This window comes from Paraburkholderia sp. BR14374, from assembly GCF_040948685.1.
GTDB lineage: Bacteria > Pseudomonadota > Gammaproteobacteria > Burkholderiales > Burkholderiaceae > Paraburkholderia > Paraburkholderia youngii.
In genome coordinates this window covers 76,557-97,367 of sequence record NZ_JBFPKF010000004.1, presented here as the reverse complement: position 1 = coordinate 97,367, position 20,811 = coordinate 76,557, and the positions used below count along the sequence as shown (strand labels likewise).

The 20,811-nt window shown below is 61.4% G+C and carries 19 protein-coding genes and 1 pseudogene; 7 read left to right on the top strand and 13 right to left on the bottom strand.

The genetic code is table 11. From position 1 onward, the window contains the following. Positions 1–148: 148 nt before the first annotated feature. A complete protein-coding gene (locus AB3X86_RS10660; RefSeq protein ID WP_368595932.1) occupies positions 149–634 on the bottom strand; it encodes an SgcJ/EcaC family oxidoreductase in 486 nt (161 codons plus the stop codon). Positions 635–837: 203 nt separating this feature from the next. Between AB3X86_RS10660 and AB3X86_RS10655 the strand changes: the two genes are divergently transcribed. Both AB3X86_RS10655 and AB3X86_RS10650 read left to right on the top strand, forming a co-directional pair. After that, on the top strand, positions 838–1,776 hold the full coding sequence (locus AB3X86_RS10655) for a cation diffusion facilitator family transporter (protein ID WP_368595931.1): 939 nt from the start codon (positions 838–840) through the stop codon (positions 1,774–1,776). A 131-nt stretch (positions 1,777–1,907) separates the two neighbouring features. Next, positions 1,908–2,219, top strand: coding sequence for a hypothetical protein (locus AB3X86_RS10650; RefSeq protein ID WP_368595930.1), 312 nt, complete (start codon positions 1,908–1,910; stop codon positions 2,217–2,219). A 45-nt stretch (positions 2,220–2,264) separates the two neighbouring features. Here the strand turns inward: AB3X86_RS10650 and AB3X86_RS10645 are convergent, their stop codons facing one another. Together AB3X86_RS10645 and narZ are read right to left on the bottom strand one after the other, a co-directional pair. Continuing rightward, a complete protein-coding gene (locus tag AB3X86_RS10645) occupies positions 2,265–2,936 on the bottom strand; it encodes a SagB/ThcOx family dehydrogenase (protein WP_368595929.1) in 672 nt (223 codons plus the stop codon). Positions 2,937–3,169: 233 nt separating this feature from the next. Then, positions 3,170–3,625: pseudogene (gene narZ, locus AB3X86_RS10640) on the bottom strand (nitrate reductase subunit alpha); the annotation flags it as partial. A 161-nt stretch (positions 3,626–3,786) separates the two neighbouring features. On the opposite strand from narZ, the gene AB3X86_RS10635 reads away from it, so the two are divergent. From AB3X86_RS10635 to AB3X86_RS10615, 5 genes are all read left to right on the top strand, one after another. Then, on the top strand, positions 3,787–4,620 hold the full coding sequence (locus tag AB3X86_RS10635; protein WP_176120320.1) for a class II glutamine amidotransferase: 834 nt from the start codon (positions 3,787–3,789) through the stop codon (positions 4,618–4,620). A 96-nt stretch (positions 4,621–4,716) separates the two neighbouring features. Beyond that, positions 4,717–5,328: a response regulator receiver protein gene (locus AB3X86_RS10630; protein ID WP_368595928.1), complete on the top strand. Its 612-nt coding sequence runs from the start codon at positions 4,717–4,719 to the stop codon at positions 5,326–5,328. 158 nt (positions 5,329–5,486) lie between these two features. Then, positions 5,487–6,779, top strand: a complete 1,293-nt coding sequence (locus AB3X86_RS10625; RefSeq protein ID WP_368595927.1) for an NRAMP family divalent metal transporter — start codon at positions 5,487–5,489, stop codon at positions 6,777–6,779. Between the two features lie 214 nt (positions 6,780–6,993). After that, positions 6,994–8,355 carry a metallophosphoesterase gene (locus AB3X86_RS10620; protein WP_368595926.1) on the top strand — a complete coding sequence of 454 codons (1,362 nt, stop codon included), beginning with the start codon at positions 6,994–6,996 and terminating at the stop codon, positions 8,353–8,355. 221 nt (positions 8,356–8,576) lie between these two features. Continuing rightward, the gene (locus AB3X86_RS10615) at positions 8,577–10,904 is read left to right on the top strand and encodes an EAL domain-containing protein (protein ID WP_368595925.1); all 2,328 of its coding nucleotides are present in this window, start codon (positions 8,577–8,579) and stop codon (positions 10,902–10,904) included. Here AB3X86_RS10615 and AB3X86_RS10610 read toward each other — a convergent pair. From AB3X86_RS10610 to AB3X86_RS10565, 10 genes are all read right to left on the bottom strand, one after another. Then, positions 10,885–11,796, bottom strand: a complete 912-nt coding sequence (locus tag AB3X86_RS10610) for a LysR family transcriptional regulator (RefSeq protein ID WP_368595924.1) — start codon at positions 11,794–11,796, stop codon at positions 10,885–10,887. The genes AB3X86_RS10615 and AB3X86_RS10610 overlap by 20 nt on opposite strands. 94 nt (positions 11,797–11,890) lie before the next feature. Continuing rightward, positions 11,891–12,724: a shikimate dehydrogenase gene (gene aroE / locus AB3X86_RS10605; protein ID WP_368595923.1), complete on the bottom strand. Its 834-nt coding sequence runs from the start codon at positions 12,722–12,724 to the stop codon at positions 11,891–11,893. Next, positions 12,724–13,944 (bottom strand): CaiB/BaiF CoA transferase family protein, encoded by a 1,221-nt coding sequence (locus AB3X86_RS10600; RefSeq protein WP_368595922.1) that lies wholly within the window; start codon positions 13,942–13,944, stop codon positions 12,724–12,726. Before AB3X86_RS10600 ends, aroE begins: the two co-directional genes overlap by 1 nt. Further along, positions 13,944–14,405 (bottom strand): MaoC family dehydratase, encoded by a 462-nt coding sequence (locus AB3X86_RS10595; protein ID WP_176120311.1) that lies wholly within the window; start codon positions 14,403–14,405, stop codon positions 13,944–13,946. The genes AB3X86_RS10600 and AB3X86_RS10595 overlap by 1 nt, the downstream gene beginning before the upstream one ends. Positions 14,406–14,408: 3 nt before the next feature. Continuing rightward, a complete protein-coding gene (locus AB3X86_RS10590; RefSeq protein ID WP_368595921.1) occupies positions 14,409–14,801 on the bottom strand; it encodes a VOC family protein in 393 nt (130 codons plus the stop codon). Beyond that, positions 14,798–15,748 carry a ketopantoate reductase family protein gene (locus tag AB3X86_RS10585; protein WP_368595920.1) on the bottom strand — a complete coding sequence of 317 codons (951 nt, stop codon included), beginning with the start codon at positions 15,746–15,748 and terminating at the stop codon, positions 14,798–14,800. Before AB3X86_RS10585 ends, AB3X86_RS10590 begins: the two co-directional genes overlap by 4 nt. Before the next feature lie 135 nt (positions 15,749–15,883). Then, entirely contained in the window at positions 15,884–16,204 is a 321-nt protein-coding gene (locus AB3X86_RS10580; RefSeq protein ID WP_176365903.1) for a DUF4148 domain-containing protein, read from the bottom strand. 129 nt (positions 16,205–16,333) lie between these two features. Then, on the bottom strand, positions 16,334–17,089 hold the full coding sequence (locus AB3X86_RS10575) for a hypothetical protein (RefSeq protein ID WP_368595919.1): 756 nt from the start codon (positions 17,087–17,089) through the stop codon (positions 16,334–16,336). 662 nt (positions 17,090–17,751) lie between these two features. After that, the gene (locus AB3X86_RS10570; protein ID WP_368595918.1) at positions 17,752–18,138 is read right to left on the bottom strand and encodes a hypothetical protein; all 387 of its coding nucleotides are present in this window, start codon (positions 18,136–18,138) and stop codon (positions 17,752–17,754) included. 150 nt (positions 18,139–18,288) lie between these two features. Continuing rightward, positions 18,289–20,754 carry a glycoside hydrolase family 19 protein gene (locus AB3X86_RS10565; RefSeq protein ID WP_368595917.1) on the bottom strand — a complete coding sequence of 822 codons (2,466 nt, stop codon included), beginning with the start codon at positions 20,752–20,754 and terminating at the stop codon, positions 18,289–18,291. Positions 20,755–20,811: the final 57 nt, after the last annotated feature.

Sequence of the window (20,811 nt, the reverse complement as noted above, 5' to 3'; positions counted from 1 at the left end):
GTAGACGCACTGTAGGGCCAATTTGTCACATGCTCAACGGACAGACCCTCTATTTAGCAGGACAAAACCTGCATCCAGGAAAGGGGGAATGTAGACGAAAAAGCCACCGGAAGGCCGATATGAAGCCCGCAAGCGGCCCGTCGTCACGCTATGGAGCGGGCCGAATGGGCGTGTTCTGCCCTGCCGCGACCCACCACACTCCGTCCCGGCGCACCAGTACGTAAAGGGCCATCTCGGAGAACGACGCCGCGAGGTCATGGGACGGTTCCGCCACCTGTCCGTCCGGGCCGAGCGCTACGCGCCGAACTTGCGCGACCGCCACGTCCGGAGCCGGCGCAAGCACACCGACGATCTCGAAGCGGGAAGCATTGCCACCCTTTCCCGATCGCTTCAATCGCGCATGGATCGGATGCAGTTCCGCGTAGCCACGAACAGATGCACCGAACGGGCTGCCCCAGATGATGTCCGCGGCAAAGTGGCGGTTCGACAGGTCCGCGTCATGCTGGTCCCAGCCGGCCTGGAGTTCCTCGACCAAGCGCGCGACCGCGTCGCTTGCCTGCCGTGTTGCTGATTCGTCGGCATTCAGTGTCGGCCGGTTCGGTTGATCGCCGGCAGTCGTCGCGTGGGAAGTCATGTTGCGTCTCCATTCGTCTGGTTCCTCGACAGAGGTGACAGAGGGCCGATGAGAATGTTCCAGCTCGCACGCTGCAACGGACGCCAGATCGGTTGGACTCTCGTGTAGTCGACAGGCGTCTCGCGTCTCGAGGTCTGCTTTTTGCTGTTCACTCTCCAAGCTCGGGAATCGCCCGTGTTCGATTTGAACAAGGAGATAGGGTCATGAGGGCCAGGTCCGGGCGGCACATATCTGCGCCACGGGCGGTCTACTACGCCCTCGCATCGAATATCGCCGTCGCCGTGTGCAAGTTCGCCGTCGCGTTCTACACCAACTCGGGGTCCGCACTCGCCGAAGCCGTACACTCAAGCGCCGACTGTCTTAACCAGATTGCGCTGCTCGTCGGTCACCGCGCCGCGCGAGCCGAGCCCGACGAGCAACATCCACTCGGCTTCGGACGCGCGACCTATGTCTACGCAATGCTGGTCGCGATGCAGCTTTTCATCTTCGGCGGCGTTGTGTCGATGGTGATCGGCGGCTTTCGAGCAATCCATCACTCACGGCTCGAACAGCCCTGGCTCGCGATCGGCGTGTTGTGCGTGTCAGGCGTGATCGAGGCAGTCGCTCTCAGAGCCTCCATTCGCACGATCGAGCCCCGGCATCGCGCCGGCGGGCTACTGAACTGGTTCAGGGAAAGCGGCAGGCCGTCCGTGATGCTCTCGGTCAGCGAGGATGCCGCCGCGGTAACGGGCGTGCTTGTCTCCCTCATCGCGATCGGCATTACGGTTCTTACCGGCAATCCGCTTTACGATGCGCTCGGCAGTGTCGGCGTCGGCATCGTGCTGATGGCCACGGCGCTGTTCTCGATGCGCGAGATCCAATCGCTTCTCGTGGGTGAATCGGCGCACCAGCGCATACGCCAGGAGATGCGCGCGTGGCTCAGCGAGCGCCGCGAAGTCCGTCGCATCGTCAGTCTGATCGCCTTGAAGTGGTCGGAGGATCTGGTGATTGCGATTCAGGCCGAACTCGAACCGCTCGACAATGCAAACGAGATGGTGCGCACGATCGACCGCATCGAGCACGAATTGAAGGAGCGCTTTCCAACCGCTCGATGGATATTCTTCGAGCCCGAATTGCGAGAACATGGCCGAGCCCCGCTCTAGCCACGATGCACAGCACCGGCGACACGTGGCGCGCCGTTTGCTTGACAAATAGATGCGGGCGAGATGCGGAGAGTTTGTTCCCCCAATGAACGGCTCGATCAGGCCGACCCGGGATACGGCTGAGGGTGGCAATGGATAGCTTGCAGTGTGAGTACGACGATTGCGTGGTGCTGGTTCGCGCACTTCGGAACTGGATCGACCGCCACTGGCCTATCGACCGCGCGCGCGTCAAGGCCGAGATGGGGCAGCTCATCGACATGGTGGAACGGGCTGGACCGCGCGACGCGATGTTTCACGGTCGTATCGATGCGGCGCGCTCGCTGATCGTGCTCGGGCGATTGACGGACGCGCTGGACTGCGTCGATACGCTACTGCCGGTCGTGCAACAAAGCGAGTGCAGCCCCAGGCGTTGGCCGATCACCGCCCGACGCTGGAGACCGTAAAACTCGCGAAGGTTTGATCGAACTGATCGTGCCTCTCCGAACGACTCAGGCCGGATAGCCTACCGGGATCAGATAGAGGACGGTCTGGCCGTGAGGCAGCCCGAGCTTGCGCGCCGCCGGAGCCCCGTCGACGGCGCCCACGGGCACGGCGACTAGCCCCAGCGTGACGATCTGCAGCAGCATGTTCTGGGTCGAATGCCCGACCTCGAGATCGGCATACAGATTGGCTCTCCCGCCATATCTCGCGGTGAGCCTGCTGGGGTCGGCGGCCACCACGAGCAAGGCCGGGGCCGCCTCGACCGACGCCTGGTTGACCGCAAGCGCTCGCAGTTCGGGGCGCAGGTCGTGGCTGGCGCGCTTCTCGGCCCGATGGCCTTCCGGCAGATAGTGCATCACCTCCGTGGCGGTCACCACGTAAAGTTCGAGCGCATACAAAGCGCCGGCCGCCGGAGCCGCGCGCTTACCGTCCGAGCTGGTGATGCCCTGCCCCGCCCACATCAATTGGCCGATGACTTCGACGGGCAGCGGCTTCGACGCGAATCGGCGCACGGACCTGCGCTTCGCGATGGCTTCCTCGAGGGACACCGTGCCTGTGAGGTTGGGCTTGGGCAACTCGATCTGATCGGTGAATTTCGCCTGGGCGCCCTGCGCCAGGCTGGTAGAACCCTCGGCGAGCGCGCCTGCGGCCAGCGCAACCAACAGTTCACGGCGTTTCATCGGGCACCTCCATCAGCAAAAAAGCAGGCTGGCTGGCAGAGCCTGCAGCCTGCGCGAATCTCAGTGCTGCGCGTTGGCGAACACGGCTAGGCCACGGAACCCGCGACCGGTGTACGCCGCACTTCCGACAGATAGATCAGGATCAGCGAGACCCAGACGATCCCGTACACGAACATGAAGCAGATGGAACGCACTCTGAAAAAATCCAGCAGGATGCCGAAGATAATCGGCAGCAGGAATCCGCCAAGGCCGCGCCGCGCCGTTTCGTCCTCGACGATCGGCTGCCACGCCTGCACCGGTTCCAGCGAAGCGCGGCGCTCGCGCCACAGCTTGATCAGCGCGCTGCGCACCAGCGGATATTTCAGGCGGTTCGCGCTATACAGGTACCACGAATAGGATGCGCCGCGCGAGCATCCGCGTGGCTCGTGATTGGGCATGTCGGGCCGGGTGCGCGGATAGTCCGTCTGCTGCGTTTCCCACGTGACGATGCCGCCCTTCACATAGATCTTCCATGAGCACGACCCCGTGCAGTTCACTCCATGAGTTGAACGAACTATCTTGTCGTGCTGCCAGCGTTTGCGGTAGGCATCCTCCCATTGCGGGTCTTCATCTGTGACAGCACCGTGACCATCCGAAAACTGCGGACGGGGGGCCGTAAAATAACGTAACCTGTCCAGGAAATGGCTCATGTGCGTCCTGCCTCTATCGGATTAGGTCGGCGCGAGGTCGCAAGGCAACGTCTTTGTCTATGGTGACATGCATCAAGCCTCCCTCAATCGGACTTTGGTCCTACAAACCCCGCTCGTGCGGTGGTGTAGGTTTGTCATGCGCAACCGACAGGAGACCAATCATGTGCCGCTGGCTCGCTTATACCGGCAATCCGCTTCAGCTCGAAACCGTGCTGTTCAACGCCCGGCATTCGCTGATCGATCAGAGCATGCATTCGCGGCTCGGCGCCACCACCACCAATGGCGACGGCTTCGGGATCGGCTGGTATGGCCATCCCACCGACATTCCGTTTCGCTACCGCTGCATTCAGCCCGCATGGAGCGACCGCAATCTACGCGAGGCCGCCCGGGCGATCCATTCGCCGCTATTCGTTGCTCATATACGCGCGGCGACCGACACGCCGTCGCAGGAAACCAACTGTCATCCGTTCCGCCACGGCCGCTGGCTGTTCGCGCACAACGGGCTGGTGCGCAACTACCCGAAGGTGCGCCGCGATCTGATGGTGCAGATCGACCCCGATCTGTTCCCGTCCATCGAGGGCTCGACGGATTCCGAGGTGCTGTTTTTTCTGGCGCTGACTTTCGGGCTGGAGCTCACGCCCGTCACCGCGCTCGAGCGGATGGTCGGCTTCGTCGAAGCCACCGGCCGCCGGCATGGCGTCGATGAACCGCTGAACATGACCGTGTGCGCGACCGACGGCGAGCAGATCATCGCGGTCCGTTATTCGAGCGAAGGCCAGTCGCGCTCGCTGTTTCACAGCACGTCGTTCCGCCATCTGCGCGAGTTGTATCCCGACGACGAGCGCATCAGGACGGCCGGCGAGAATGCGTTCCTCGTGCTGTCCGAGCCGCTCTCGGACTTGCCGGGCATCTGGGAGGAAATTCCCGAGAGCACGGCGGTGGTCGCACGCGGCGGCGAGATCGAGCAGTATGCGTTCAAGCCGCGAATGGACTGAGCCGCGCCTGGCATTTTGCGCCCTGCCGCCCTATGCTGCGGGAATGAGCAAGGTCTACGGCACAAAACGTGCATACCGGCTCGGGAGAAACGCGGCGTGTCATCTTCGAATCCGGGACCGACGGCAGAAGACAAGCTCGCCTTCTGCGTCGCCTGCACCGCACTGGACCAGGCGACTCGCGATCTGCAACAGTTGAGAAGTAACCCGGCAGCATCGCTGGATGCGCTGTCGAAAGCGCAGCGCGACTACGAATTGTCCCGGGTGCAATGGCAGCGCTGCCAGTGGCAACTGCGGGCCGCGACGGCCCACGCAGTGAAGAGACCATCACAATGCATCGGCGCGGTCGTCATCGTTGGGCACGACAAGGCGGTCCGGGATTCTCTGCGGGTTCTGCTCAATGTCAAGGGATATGGGCGCTCCAAAGCGCTCGGTTTCGACCATTGGCATGAAATATGGCTCGAGCCGTCGCGCCAATTGATCATTCTCGACGTTCCCGTCAATTCGATTACGACAGCGTTGTGGTTCGTGGAGAGCTTCGATACATGCATCGATAAACCGCGCATCATCGCGCTGGCGCGGCCCGAAGACGCGGCCAGTTTCGCTGGCAAGGTCGATGCCATCGTTGCCAAGCCCATCGTGCTCGAAGAATTGCTTTATGCAATCGACTTGATCCAGTTGCAGACGAAGGCTCCAGCGCATCATGGATGACGGTGTCCGTCGGCACGGCCCAAGGATCGTTCCTCCCCCGTATTTCCGCGTATTTGCACCGAAGCCGCGCTTCGCTTCTGCTCGCCGAAGCCGCGCAACGCCGCCCCGAACACGCCGGGCCCGCAATTTGCTAAATGTGGCGGCGAGGTGACATATATATGAACGACGATAAATTGATCGAGCCGGAATCCGCCGTCCGCGATCCCGTCGAGCGATCCTGGATCAGACGCCTGGGCCCCGGCCTGATCACGGGCGCGGCCGACGACGATCCATCCGGCATCGGCACTTATTCGCAGGCAGGCGCGCAGTTCGGGTTCAATCTTCTGTGGGTGATCCTGATCACGTATCCGTTGATGACCGCGATCCAGCTGGTGAGCGCGCAGATTGGCCGGGTCACCGGCAAGGGCCTCGCGTCGAACATCCGGGCGCATTATCCGGCGTGGCTGCTGTACGGCGCGGTCGCCCTGCTCGTCGTGGCAAACGTGATCAATATCGCCGCTGACCTGTCGGCGATGGGCGCCGCGGCCGGGCTACTGCTGCCAGGTCCGCAGCACCTTTACGTCGTCGGCCTCGGGGCGTTCTCGGTCATCCTGCAGATTTTTGTCCCATACGAGAGCTATGCGCGGATACTGAAGTGGACCGCCCTATCGCTTCTTGCGTACGTCGCGGTCGCTCTCATCGTGCCGATCCCTTGGGGCGAAGTCGCGCGCGCGATTGTGTTGCCGCGCATCTCGCTGACGTCGGACTATCTGACCATGATCGTCGCGGTGCTGGGTACGACGATCAGTCCGTATCTATTCTTCTGGCAGGCGTCGCAGGAAGTCGAAGAAATGCGCTCGGCACCGCAACAGGCGCCGCTGCGCCGCGCGCCGCACCAGGCGCCGGCGCAGTTGCGAAGAATCCGCTTCGATACGTGGGTCGGCATGGGGGTGTCGAACTTCGTTGCATTTTTCATCATGTTGACTGCGGCGGCTACGCTGCATCTGCACCACATCGAAGTAAAAACCTCGGCCGATGCCGCGCGAGCGCTCGAGCCGTTTGCCGGGCGTTTTGCTTACGTCCTGTTTGCGCTCGGCATCATCGGCACCGGCCTGCTCGCACTGCCGGTTCTCGCCGGCTCGGCCGCCTACGCCGCCGCGGGCAGCTTTCGCTGGCGCAGCAGTCTGGCGTTGCATCTGACGCTCGCGCGCGAATTCTATGCGGTGATCGCACTGGCCATCGTCGGCGGTGTGGCTATCACCTTCATGCATTTCGACCCGATCCGCGCGCTGTACTGGAGCGCGGTGATCAATGGCGTTACCGCGGTGCCGATCATGGTCGTCATGATGCTGATGGCGCGAAGTCGGCGGGTGATGGGACAGTTCGCCGTCAAGGGCGTGCTGGCGTGGGGAGGATGGCTCGCGACGCTCGCGATGGCGCTGGCGGCGGTTGGCGTGTTCGTGCCGTCGTAACCAGACGCGTGTTCACCTCGAACCCGGCTTTCGTACGGCAAAACCATGCTCAGCGATTCGCGCCGTACGGGTTGCGCAACGGCAACCGCATCTGAACTTCCTGGTTATACGTTCGTCTGAACGGTGCATCTGGCCATCGACAGTGCCGTCACATGCTGACGGTTTGCCGACAACCGCGTGGCCGCTGCCGTTCCACGACCAAGGAGGATTGCACATGCCGAAGAAGCGTTCAGACGAATCGTCACCCTCACGCGGCAACCGCAGTGGCAGGATTCTCGCCGCGCCGGTTTTCTCGCAGCCGCAGCCCACGCCGGACCCGCAAACCTTCGTGGTCCGGCACGCATCCGATACCGCGGCCTACAAGGTCATCGACGAACTGAACCGCGAGCACAAGCTGAAGGCGCTGCCGTTTCCGCCGCCGCGCGGCGGCACCGAGCCCCGGCTGACGTTTGCGGAGGTGGTGAACAACAACCAGCAGCTCATCGATACGATTAGCCAGAGTGGACAGATCGTCTTTCACGCCACCGGCGATTGCGGCAGTACGAAGGGTCCGGCCACCCAGAACGAAGTCGCGGACAAGATGGTCAGCGACTTCGACGAAGCTGATCCCGCCGAGGTGCCGCAATTCAACTTTCTGCTGGGCGACATCGTCTACAGCTTTGGCGAGGCGCAGTACTACTACGATCAGTTCTATGAACCGTACCGCAACTACCATGCGCCGATTCTCGCCGCTGCCGGCAACCACGACGGAATGGTTTCGCCGTTGAAGCATGAGAAAAGCCTGCAGGCGTTTCTGAGGAACTTCTGCTCCGACTGCTTCCAGGTCTCTCCCGACGCGGGCCACCTTTCACGGACCGCGCAAATTCAGCCAGGCGTTTTCTTCACGTTCGAGGCACCGTTCGTGCGCATCATCGCGTTGTACAGCAATACGCTCGAGGACCCCGGTGTGATCGCGGACCGTGACATCGGCAACAGTCAGCTGAAGTTCCTGAAAGCGGCGTTATTGCGGGTGAAGAAAGAGAACTATCGAGGCGCGCTGCTGTTCGCGCATCACCATCCGCCGTATGTGGCGCGCGGGCGTCACGGCTGGAGCGTGGAAATGCAACAGCAGATCGACACGGTTTGCGATGAGGTCGGTATCTGGCCGCATGCGGACCTCGCGGGACACGCGCACAACTATCAGCGCTTTACGCGAACCCGTTCCGATGGCAGCCACATCCCTTACATCGTTTGTGGCAACGGCGGTCACGCGGTGCAGCAGCTCACCACCAACGGACAGCCGCCCCTTCGCGCGCCGCAGCTGATCCAGGCCGCGTCGAAAGACACCGATGCGGTCGTCCTTGAGAGCTACGACGACCGCAACTTCGGCTATTTGCGGCTCGTCGTCAACGCGAGGCAGTTGCGCATCGAATACCATCCCGCGGTCGACGGACCCAACACGAAAACCCCCGACGATCAGGTGACCATCGATCTGGCCACCCGGCAGGTCGCGCACTATGTCGCTCGCGACTCGGGCATACCCGCTCTTGCGGAGCACATTCGTCAATTCGCGCGGGCCCAGCCTCGCGAAGACTGACAGGTGCGCAACTCGCCTCGATCCGATGCGATCCGCGGCTTCCCGCTGGTTTTCCCGCATTAAAGATTCGCGAAGATCTACCGTAATCGTAAAAGTGAGGCGGCTCGCAGCGTTCGAGCCGTCGCTCAACCCGGTAGTCGGAGAACAGCGTGAGATTCGAAGCGGCCTCGTGCCCTACAAAACCCAACCCGATTGAGTCCCGGGTCGATAGCGACGCACACGTGAATGGCTGGTCAGGCCGCAACCAGCAGTTTCTTTCCTATTTCCTGTCGCGGTATGGTCAACGCAGGACCATCCCGCTGACGAGTCTCGGCATCGCCGTCGTTGCCGGTGTTGGCGTCGGCGCTCTTGTGCATCAAGCTGCCGGTGAAGCGGCGACTACCCTGCGTGTTGCGTTGTCGATGATGTCAGGGGTCGCCGGCCTCGCGATCGTTCGTCGCAAACTCGGCCTGGATTACGCGCGGCAAAGCGCCGCCACCGCACTGGCGAGCGGGCTTCTGCACGCGAATCGCGACTGCCTGAAGGTGCTCGCTACCGACGGAAAAATGCTGCGGGTATCGGAGCATGGCGCGATGTTGATGGACGCGGAGTCAGCGGAACAACTGTCCGGCGCGGACTGGCTCGCTTTCTGGACCGGCGAGGACCGCGCGGCGGCCGAGCAGGCTTTGGCGGGTGCCATCGCCGGCAACAGCACATCGTTCACCGGAAGCTGTGCGACGACGCGGGGGCGCACCAAATGGTGGAACTCCACGCTCACGCCAGTAACAGACGACGACGGCGCGGTGACCGCGCTGCTATGTGCGTCAGAGGACGTCACCCAGCAATCGGAACTGTTGAAGACACTGCGCGAACGCGATGAGCTGATGCATGAGATGGAGTTGCACGTCCGGCTCGTGTTCTATTCGTATAGCTCGCATTTCGAACACTGTCACCATGTCAGCGCGGGTGTCGAAAGCGTATTCGGCATTACGCCTCAAGAGCTCAGCGACCGGCCTTCGGCGTGGCTCGACCTCGTGGTGCCGGAGGATCTGGAGCCTTTGCTCGCCGAGATGGACCGTATCGCGTCCGAAGTGTCGGAAGGTCGCTTCGAATACCGAATCCGCCGCCCGGACGGTTGCCTGCGCTGGATCAGAAGCACGGCCTACCCAGTGTGCGACGGCTCCGCTAACGTGGTGCGCATCGTCGGCGTCAGCGAGGACATCACGCTGGAACAGGAGCGCCTCGCGGCGCTCGACCATCTGGCCTACACCGATGGGCTCACGGGTTTGGCTAACCGCGGCGCGCTGATCCGCCACATGAAGAAGCTTTGCAGGCAGAACGTCGCCTTCGGTCTGATGTTCGTCGATCTCGACCGCTTCAAGGTCCTCAACGATACGCTGGGCCATACGGCCGCTGACCGTCTGCTGCAGGACATCGCCAAGGTCATCCAGGGCGCGCTTCCGGCGGATGCGTGCGTCGCGCGCCTCGGCGGAGACGAGTTCGCGGTGATCGTCAGGGGCGAGAGCGACAAGGTCACGTTGGCAAGCCTGGCGCAGTCTCTTCTGAACCTGTTTTCAAGCGACGTTCGGAAAGACCGCGCCGCGCCATTCGTCACGGCGTCGATCGGCATATCCATCTATCCGGAGCACGGCCGCGATCACGAGGCGTTGCTGACGAGCGCGGACATCGCGATGTATGCGGCGAAAAAAGGTGGCCGCAACGGCTTCCGGTTCGCCGACGAAGCGTCCAGCGATGTGCTCGGAGATTTCGAGCTGGAGTGCCATCTGCCCACGGCGCTGGCGTCGAACCAATTCATGCTGCATTTCCAGGGTATTCATGAGCCAGCCTCTCTGGCGGTGAAAGGCGTCGAAGCACTGGTTCGATGGAACCATCCAGCGCGAGGTCTGGTGGGTCCTGGCAGCTTCATCCCGATCCTGGAGGAAAGCGGGTTCATCGTCGAAGTCGGCGCATGGGTCATGGACGCAGCCCTTGCTCAACTGGCCGTCTGGCAGGCCGCCGGCAAAAAAGAGCTGTCGATGTCGGTGAACGTGTCCGCGCGTCAGTTGCGGGATGACTCGCTCGTCGCGATAGTCGACCAGGCGCTGCGAAAACACCGGGTGCCGCCGCGCTGCCTGCAGATCGAACTGACCGAAAGCGCGTTGATGGAAGACCCCTCACTCGCGCAGGCAACGTTGCTGGCGCTCAAGCGCCTGGGCGTGCGCATCGCCATCGACGACTTCGGAACCGGATACTCGAGCCTGCGCTATCTGGCCGATTTTTCGCCGGACATCGTCAAGATCGACCGCTCGTTCACAGCCAGGCTGGGCCGCGACTCGGCGGCCGCGTCGATCGTCCGGGGCATCATCCAGATGTCGCACGAACTCGGCATCAAAGTGACGGCCGAAGGCGTCGAAACGAATCAACAGTGGCATGCGCTGCGCGACGCAGGCTGCGACTTCGTGCAAGGGTTCTTACTGACGTCACCGATGAAGGCGGAGAATCTGGTTCAGTGCGAATACTCTGTGCCCTCGTCAGCAGCAGCCGGGGCAACTAGCTTCTGCTCCCATTGAGAAACAGATCCGCGACGACCGAGCGCAGCCAGCGGTTGCCGGCTTCGTGATGGTATTTCGCGTGCCAGTGCTGGCGCACCGCGAACCTGTCCACCGGGAAAGGACACGAATGGACCACGACGTCATTCGCCCGCGCCAGCGTCTCGCCAATGTGTCGGGGCAAGGTAGCAATCAGATCGGTCGACTTGATGATCGATCCTAGTCCGAGGAAGCCGGGCAATTCGAGCACGACGTCGCGTTCGATGTTCTCGCGCAATAACGCCTGTTCGAGCAGTTGCCCGCCCGTGCCAGCCGCAATGACGACATGCCCCTCGCTGCGGTATTGCTTCAGACTCAACCGCGCACGCACCCGAGGATGATTGCGGTTGGCAAGGCATACCCAGTCCTGCATATAAAGCTGTTGCTGGTACATACCGCCCCCCAGCCAGGGCACGTGCCCGATCGCAAGATCCGCCTCGCCGGATTCGAGCGCCCGCTCCGTATTGCCGTCGATCCTTGCCGCTTCGAGCCGAACGCCTGGCGCCTGCGCCCGCAAATGCGCCAACATTCGCGGCAGCAGCGTAATGTGGCTCGCGTCCGTCATGCAGATTCGAAACCGCCGTTTGGCCGTGGCGGGATCGAACGATATCTCCCACGCAGCGAACCGGCGCAGCGACTCCAGAATTTCCCTGCACGGTCCGATCAACGCGTCAGCCTGCGGAGTGGGCGTCATACCGCCCGGCGTGCGAACGAATAACGGATCCTGCAAATGCTCGCGCAAGCGACCCAACCAGATGCTGACCGTCGGCTGACTTTGCCCGAGTTGCTCAGCGGCGCGCGTGACACTTCGCACGTCGTAAAGCAGATCGAAAAGCTGAAGCAGCTTGAGGTCCGGAAGCTCAATGGTACTCATGGCGGTATTGTCTTTTGCAATATCACCATTGTATCCATTGCGCTATGCCCATGAACGGCGTCCGTAACCTGGGCCTCCTCGCCCCACCGCATGCTCAAATGAGCGGAACGGTCAGCCGGTCGATGATCGCTTGCGTCTGCGGTCGAACGCCGCGCCACCACTCGAACGCTTCGGCTGCCTGTTCGACGAGCATGCCGACGCCGTCGGCGATGCCCTGCACGCCCGCATTTCGCGCGAGCCGCAGGAACGGCGTGAGCCCCTTTCCATACGCGAGTTCGTACGCGGTTCCTGCTGGGCTGAACGCGTCCGGTGGAACCGCAGGCAACTGACCGGTCAGGCTCGCCGATGTCGCGTTCACGACGAGGTCGAACTGCCCCATCCCGTCGAGCTCCCGGTAGCCGCATGCGATCAATGGGCGGCTGCTCGCGACTTGCGCGACCAACGCCTCGGCCTTGCGCACATCCCGATTCACAACGACCAGTTGCGCCGGACGCGCCGCGATGAACGGCAGCAACGCGCCACGCACCGCTCCGCCCGCACCCAGCACGAGCACGCGCTTGCCCGCCATCGGCTGAGCGAGGTTCACTTCGATATCGCGCACGAGACCGACGCCGTCGAAGTTCTCGGCAACGATCCGGCCGTTTTCGAACTTCAGCGCGTTCACGGCGCCGGCGAGCGTGGCCCGTTCGCTGCGCTCGTCGGCAATCGCGAACGCCTGCATCTTGAACGGCGCGGTGACGTTCATGCCTCTGCCGCCCGCGGCGATGAACGTCTTGACGGTCTCGGCGAAAGCATCGGCGGGCTCGATCGGACCCTGGATCGCCGAGTAGCTGATGTCCTGCGCGGTCGCCTGCGCAAACAGACCGTGAATCAGAGGAGATTTCGTGTGGCCGATCGGATTGCCGATCACCGCGTATTGGTCGCTCATCACCCACTCCTCTTCGAAAACAGCACGCCCTGGGTCTGCATCGCGTCGATTTCCGCGGCGCTGAAGCCCAACGACTGCGCGACTTCCGCGTTGTGCTGACCGAGATCCGGGCCGACTTCGCGGATCGACGTGTCGCAGTCAGAGAAGCGGAACGGCAGGTTAGGCAGGCGCAGCTTTCCGAAGCGCGGATGGTCCTGCTCGATTACCATGCCACGCGCGACGATCTGCGGATCGTTGACCACTTCATCGATGCGCTGCACTTTTGCGCAAGGCACGTCGACGCCATCGAGCAGCGCCAGCACGCCGGCGACCGGCCGCGCCGCAACCCACGGCTTCACGACCGCGAGGATTTCGTTGCGATGCGAGTTGCGTCCGTTCAGGCTGTGGAACCTCGCATCGGTGCCGAAGCCGGCCGGACCGCCGTGCTGTTCGACGAGCGAAGCAAACCGCTTCCACGCATCGTCGACCTGCGCGGCGATCACGAGATCGCCGTCGGCCGCGCGGAACACGCCGTACAGCGTCGACGTCGGCATGTCGTGCCCCGTCTGCTCGGGCAGCACGCCTTGCATCGTGTAGCACTGCACCGCGTATTCGTGCATCGACACCAGCGTGTCGTACAACGCCATGTCGATATGCTGGCCGCGGCCGCTCTTCACGCGGCCGAGCAAGGCGGCGTTGATCGCGGCGACCGCGTGAATGCCCGTGTACATATCGCCGAGCGAAATGCGCATCAGCGGCGGCGGTTCGCCGGGATTGCCGACCATCTGCATGATGCCGCTCTTCGCCTCGGCGATCAGGCCGAAGCCGGCGCGATGCGCGTCGGGGCCGGTGTGACCGTACGCCGAAATCGAGCAGTACACGAGACCCGGATTGCGTTCGGACAACGCGGCATAGCCGAGGCCCAGCTTGTCGAGCGCACCCGGCCGATAGTTTTCGATGAACACATCGGCCGAATCGCACAGACGCCGCATGAACTCCTTGCCGCGCGGGTCTTTCATGTCGACGCTGACGCCGCGCTTGCCCATGTTCAATTGCAGGAAGTAGGCGCTTTGCTGGTCGTCGAGGATGGTCGCGTGCTGCCGGCCGGCATCGCCGCTGCCGGGACGCTCCACCTTGATCACTTCGGCGCCGAGCGCCGCGAGGCAGCGGCCCACGTACGGACCGGCAAGAAAGTGGCTGTAGTCGACGACGCGAATACCTTCGAGGGGACGGGCTTGCATCAGTTCGCTCCCGGACGGCGCGGCACCATCAGGCGATGTTCGCCGCGCTGGACGACCTGGCCGTCCTGATTGATCAGTTCGGACGGCAGCACGACGATGCCCCAGTCCGGACGGCTGTTGCTCGCGCGCATGTTGCCGACGCGGAACTTGACGTGAAGCACGTCGTTGACCTTGATCGGCAGCAGGAAGTCCCACGTCCAGCCGAGCGACATGCCCGGCAGGAAGCGATAGTCGCTCTGCGTCTTCAGGCCATCGGCGATCGACAGGCCGAACAGCCCGTGCGCGACGATCGAACCAAAGTGGCTCGCGTTCGCATATTCCTCGTCGACATGCACGGGAGTGTGATCGCCGGTCAGATCGGCGTAAGCGAGAATGCGTTCTTTGGTGACGGTATAGGTCGGGCTCACGCACTCGTCGCCTTCGTTCGCGTCGTCCCAGTACTTTTCGATGATCGTGCTCATGCTTTACGCCTCCGCGCGTGGATTGATCGCCAGCGCCTGCGCAACGCACGTGGCGGGTTTGGCCTGAATCAGTTCGACCGCGAGTCCATCCGGCAGGCGCAGCCAGTTGCGCCCTTGCGGCATTTCACTGACGCCGAACGCTTGCGCCGCCGCGAGCGAAGCCTCGAGGTCCTCGCACATCACGCCGAGATGCGCGAGCCGGCCCTCGGGACCTTCGTAGCGCGGATCACTGATGAACTGCAGTCCGCCGAGTGTCCAGTACTGACGCGGCTCGTCGCGCGTGCCATCCACCTCGCGCATGGTCATGCCGAAGACCTCTTCGAAGAAGCGGATATGCCAGTGGATGTCCGTCACCCAGATGGCGACGTGCTCCAGATAGGCTTTCGCGCCGCTCATGCCGTCGCTCCTTCTCGCTGACGGTCCGTCATCGCGCGCTCGATGCCCTTGATGCACGCGACCAGCGTCGAATTGACCGGCGTCGGCACGCCGAGGCGCTCGCCCCAGCGCACGACCGCTCCGTTGATGAAGTCGATTTCCGTGACCGAGCCTTTTTCGAGGCTCTGCAGCATCGAGGTTTTGAACGCCGGCGAGAGTCCTTCGGCCGCGAGCGTCCAGGCTTGTTCCGCTTTCGTCATCGAAAGACGGATGCCGGCGGCCTTCGCGGCTGCCATCGCTTCTTCGATCGCCGCCAACGCGGTGGCTTTCAGAACGGGCTCTTCGTACAGTTGCCCATACGTCAGACCGGTGATGCCGGTGATCGCGCCCGTCGCGACGTTGATCAGCAACTTGTCCCACATGGTGCCGAGGATGTTGTCGCTGATCGTGGTCGTCAGCCCCGCACTGTTGAATGCGTCGGCGATGGCGCGGACCCGGTCGGTGACCCGACCATCGAGCTCGCCGACGATGGTCAGCTTTCCGTTCACGCCCGACTGGATGTGCCCGGGCGCCTTCAGCACGCCGCCCACATAGGTCTTGCCCGCCAGCACGCGCTCCCGGCCGACGATTTCGCCGAGCACGTCTTCATGGCCGAGGCCGTTTTGCAGCGACAACACGAGCGTGTCGGGTCCGACGAGATCGAGCGCGCCGCGCATTGCCGAATCGGTGTGGAAGGACTTGACCAGCACGATGACGAGGTCCACCGGCCCGACTTCGGCGGGGTTCATCGTCGCGCGGACTTTTACGCGGCGTGAGCCGTTGGCATCGTCGACTAGCAGGCCGTCGCGGCGCATGGCCTCGACGTGCGCCGCGAAGCGGTCGACCAGCCACGTCTGATGGCCGCCTTCAGTCAGCGCGGAGCCGATCGCGCAACCCAACGCGCCGGCTCCCAGGAATGCGATCTTCATAGATGTCTCCGTGATTTGGAGACGAAGATACGATTCCTACCTCATGCTGGCAATGCAATGAATGTAATATGGTCATTGCAATTTTTAATGTTACGGTACGCCAGCGGGGGTGGATCAACGTTCCAGTCTTTGCCCTCAATGCGTGCGCACCGTCTGACCGCTCTGTCCCGCGTTCATCGCCGCGGCTCTATCCGCTCGATGCATCGCGGCCACCTTCGCTTCCGCGGCCTGAATATCGGCGGGATACGAACCATCATCGCCCATCGACGGGTTGTATCCCGCCGCTTCCAGCTCCTCGAGTTCGTGCATGACCTCCGCGCGCGTGAGTTGATGAGGCTCGGGCTCCGATACAGTTTGCGCATCCGCGCTTGTGCAGCCCGCCATCAACATCACACCGGCGAAAACGCAGCTCAGTAGCGAGCAAACGGCGTATTGACTCAACGATTCCGATTTCATGATGTGCTCCTTTTGACCTGAATGTATTCGCGCATCTGCATTCACTTCGGACCGTCTCGTCAGATCGTGAGTGTTACGCGATGCACATCCGGTAGACGGAGTTTTCTCGTTGGATATTCCCGGTCTTTTCTAAATAGAACTACCACGCAATCTTCGACGTTCGATCCCATTGCGCAATTGACCTGCGACGAACGCGCCGCCGATCAGCAACAGATACAAGGCCACGAGATCGTGACGCCATGTGTTCAATGCAAGCTGATGCGCAATCAGCTTTGGATCGGGAGTTGGAAGGATTGCCCGCTTCGCTTCGACCGCTCGCATCATCCGGACAAAGCCTGCGGCGGACAGCAATGGCAGCACGATGACCCATGTCAACAGCACGGGCTTCATGCGAAGCGCCCATCGCATGTGACGCAAGCGAAACCATAATCCAAGGCACCCGTGTATCCATCCGGGCGCGAGCAGCGCAAGCTGCAAACCCTGCGTACCGGTCGTCAGCAACTGGATCACGATACGCTCGTAGTCCGGTTCGAAGCCATAGAGCGTGGATGCGAGCCGGGTCGTCACCGCATGACGGATCAAAAGCAGCGGCAGGCTGAGGCCTGCCCATAGACGCACCCACTCCGCCAGAGGCAATGCCCAGTGACGGCGCGCATAAATCGTTCGCATCGCCAGCACGAAATGCAGCGCAGCCGCTCCGTATAACGCGATCGTTCCAGGCGCGCTGCGCCAGAGCCGCAGCGCCAGAACCAGACCGCGTCCCGCGAGTTCGAGCGACCAGATTCCGAGCGCGTGATTGAGCAGATGGAGAAAGAGATAGACCAGCAACACCACGCCGGAGCCGAGTTGCAATCGCCGCAGAGCGGCTTGCATCCGCAACGTCATGCGAACGTCCCGTTGATGTCGTATGTCACGTGCGGGGCAAACGCCGCCTCGTCGATCAGGTTCATTTGATCACCCATCCGATGTCAGTCTTACCTGCAAGACCACCGAGATGCGGTGCTTATTCCCGGTTCGATTCACGGCGCATCATCGGTTCGAGTGAGTACGACACTGTTGCGTGCTCGCGATGACAATCCGGCTCGTGTCGCACGAGTTGGCGACTACACTGGAAGTCTCGGCTGTCGGTCGTGCCACGTTTGGAATAACTGAATCAACCTTTCGACGCGCTATCGCGTTCGATCTGAGATGTGTCCCGCAAAATGAGTTCTGTCGGTAGCGCTCACGGTCTCCACATTCGCATCTGGTCGCTTTTCCAGTAACACAAAATGCGCTCCTATGTAGTTTCTCCATGTTCGCTGGGGCGCAAATCGGCACACTGCCAAACTTGTCCGGGATCGATGTGGTGGGGTTTTGTCGCAGGAAACTGACTTTTGCGTATCCCATGACGCGGAGGATAGAGCGAGCACCCCTCCCAGCGCTATCAAAACCGGAAAACCTTTCATTATTTTCACATTTTCACGTGCAAGCAATCGCTACTCTGTTCGACCATCCATTAAGATTCCCAATCTGGATTGGATAGTTGACTGTGAGATTGTCTAGCGCTATTAATTCATATACGCAGTGTGAAATCCGGAAAATCTATGCCCATCGAAATCGAAACAAAAATGGCCGTTCGTGGTCGCCCGATAAACCAGAATAGATCCATCAATGCATATCTTGCTACTTCCCGCGAAGAAAGTCAGCTTTGGAGTTTTCAAGATCTTCGAATCTTTCATATTGACTTCCCCAGTGTAGTAATCGAATGGCATCGGATAGGCAATTCCGCTTTCCGTATCAATTGCCACAACACTATCACCGTAGTATTCCGAAGGACTCCACTCTTTTATCCTTAATAGGATGTAGTGGCCATTAAAATTTGCCGTCCGCTTGCCAATTGCATCTTTAATTTCCGAAACATGTCTCTCATCGCAAAAATCGACAGGGGAGTACATATATGAGCACTCGTTATGAGAATAAGCGATTTCGACACGACTAAACGGATGATTCCCTGTGACAACTGAGGACTTTGCATGACAGGTTACAGCGATCGCGCCACATGTAGCGATCAGAAAGATAAAATAAGAGATATTTTTCATATTCTATCAACGTGACTGAGAGATTTCGGCGAGAGTGCTTCTAAGCCTATTGGTGGAAGGCATATACGCGTGGTTATTCGCTCCTTCATAGTAGGAGAGCGAGCCATCCGAGATTCTTCCGTCTTTTATTCGACAGCCCGCGGGGGCCGCGATGGATGCCCATTCTTTAGATGCCGCATATTGTGCGTCATCTACAGTTCCAACGCCCTGCTTGATGAACTTAGCCAAAACACCGCCGCCAGCATGAAAAATCAGGAATTCACCGAACATTCTCTCTTGCACATCCTCGTCATATTTCTCATCTCCCGTTAGACGCAGCCTGGCCTTTCCTTCTCGCAGAGTCGGAATGATCGTCTGGTACTTGCCCGTTGTATAAAATCGAGCAGGGTTCATGTACGAGAAATGCTCTGTCGCCAGTATTTCGTTTATTGTTTTCCCGGTAACGGTCCCCTTTGGCTTTGTCATGTAAGAATGGCCTACCGCGCCATGAGCGCCGTTTGTTCCAGTGTTGTACGACTCATATCCGCCTTCCCCCCCAGAAATGATGTCGCCAATTTTGCGAATCAACTCAGCTAGACTCCGCTCCGACCTAAGGAAATTCCCCACCAGCCCGATCGGATTGATGTGATACACATCCGAGCCGGGGAAGCCGGGGACGCCCGCCGCAACCTCGTCCCACCACACCAGCTTCGCGATGCGCTTCTTCTCCTCTTCATGCTCGGGCCTCAATCCGGTGCGCTCTTCGATGGCACTGACAAGCGCCTGCCACTTCGCCGGATTGGCCCATTCACTTTCGTGTTTCGCGATGAGACGCGATGCGCGAAACGCGGCCCACGGAAATCCGGAATGCTGAGGGCTTTGTCCCACGCTGCAAAGCTCGTCCGCCGCGTAAAGACCGTCAGCGCCCGGATACAGGGCGCGGTAGATTGCGGCCATCAGTGGGCTCAGCTTGCCAAGTGAGCCCGCACCGGATGTCTCAGTGCCGAGCGCATAGTCCACATAGTCGCCCGTGGTTGCAAAAATGGTGTGCGTCGGATCGTGGTCCTCGTCGTGACACTCGAAGTCGATCCAGCTTTGCGAAAACTCCCGCGTCACGCGACCGCCCTCGAAGCTCTGCTCACGTACCCATCCGCGAATAGGGTTGCCTCGCATATCCGCGCTGTCTACCTTCCACCAGCGCCGTTTCGTCCCGTCGCTGCCAGGGTCTTTTTCCATGAACCTGTGACCGTCATCCTGCGGCAGCGCGGCAAATCGATAAGCCTGGACCACATCGGTCTGTTTCGGATCCTTGCCGGATTGCCCATTGGCATGGTCATGGTAGAGGGTCGTTCCACGCTCCACGCGCAGAATGGGGGGCTCCGGTGACAGGCCCAGTCCGCTCCACCGGTCCTCGTGCGCACAGTTGGCCCGAACCCAGTCACGTCCGGACTTGATGAACTGCCTGATGCCCTCGCCGCAGAACACCTCGATGTGCGCCATCCGCGTTCCGCTCGTACATGCGTTCAGCGGGTCATAGCGGCCAGGGTGGCCGATCAGGTCACCGGCCTTGACGGGAAATCCACCGGCTGTCCCCTGCGGATCGCCCGCGCTGCACGTCCGGTTCGTCGTGACAATCACCCGGTCGAACATCGAATCCGGAATCCGCTCGTTCACGACCGGCCCGCCATTCTGCGCGCCCAGGCAAATCCATCCGCCCACCGCCGCGGAAGTTGCGACATAGCCGCCCGCCTCGGGCGCATACAGCGTTGCTCCGTTCAGGTCCGTTAGCTGGCCCCACGTTGCACCATGCACCATTTCAGTCTTGCCGATGCTGACACCTGCCCCTTGCGGCAGGATGCCAACGATGGAGCCATTCGGTGTCCTGCGCACAGGCAAACCCACCTGCGACGGATCCGCAATCTGCCCACTGCGACCCGGCCGCGGCCTGTCCTGCGCAAACTGCGTCACCTGCCACTGCCGCGACCAGTACGCCGGCTTCTGCCGCTTCGGGAAGTTGTCATAGTCAGCGTTGGACATCAGGTGCATGTACAGGCTGTAGAACGTCAGCTTCGTGCCGCGCGGAAACTCCATCTCGTGCCGCACCAGGGCAAAGCCCGTGCTGTACGGAGCCTGAAGCGGCACGTTACTGCCGTCCACGCTTGCTTCGCTGACCGGATAGTCCTGGTTGGCGCGATACGCGATCAGCACGCCGTCCGCGATGCAGCGTAGTCCCGCGTCGAGGTCGAGCGCCTGTCCCGCGCCCGCCTCCGTGATGTGGATGCCGCCGTGCCACATGCCCTTGCGGCTGACGAGATACGAGCCGGACGACTCGTTCGTGGCGAGAAGGCGGTAAATGTCGTGCTCGTCGGTGAACTGGGCGGATGCAGCAGCATTGCCTTGCGCCTTGCGCAGAAACGGAAAGGCAAAGGCCAGTTGTCTGAGGCCGGGAGGTTGCGGCGTCTGTGGGCGATGATGTGCCGGTTTGCTCGTCATGGATTCGGTGCACTCCCGTTTAGCTGAGGTCGCACCACCTTATGACGAGCCCAATCT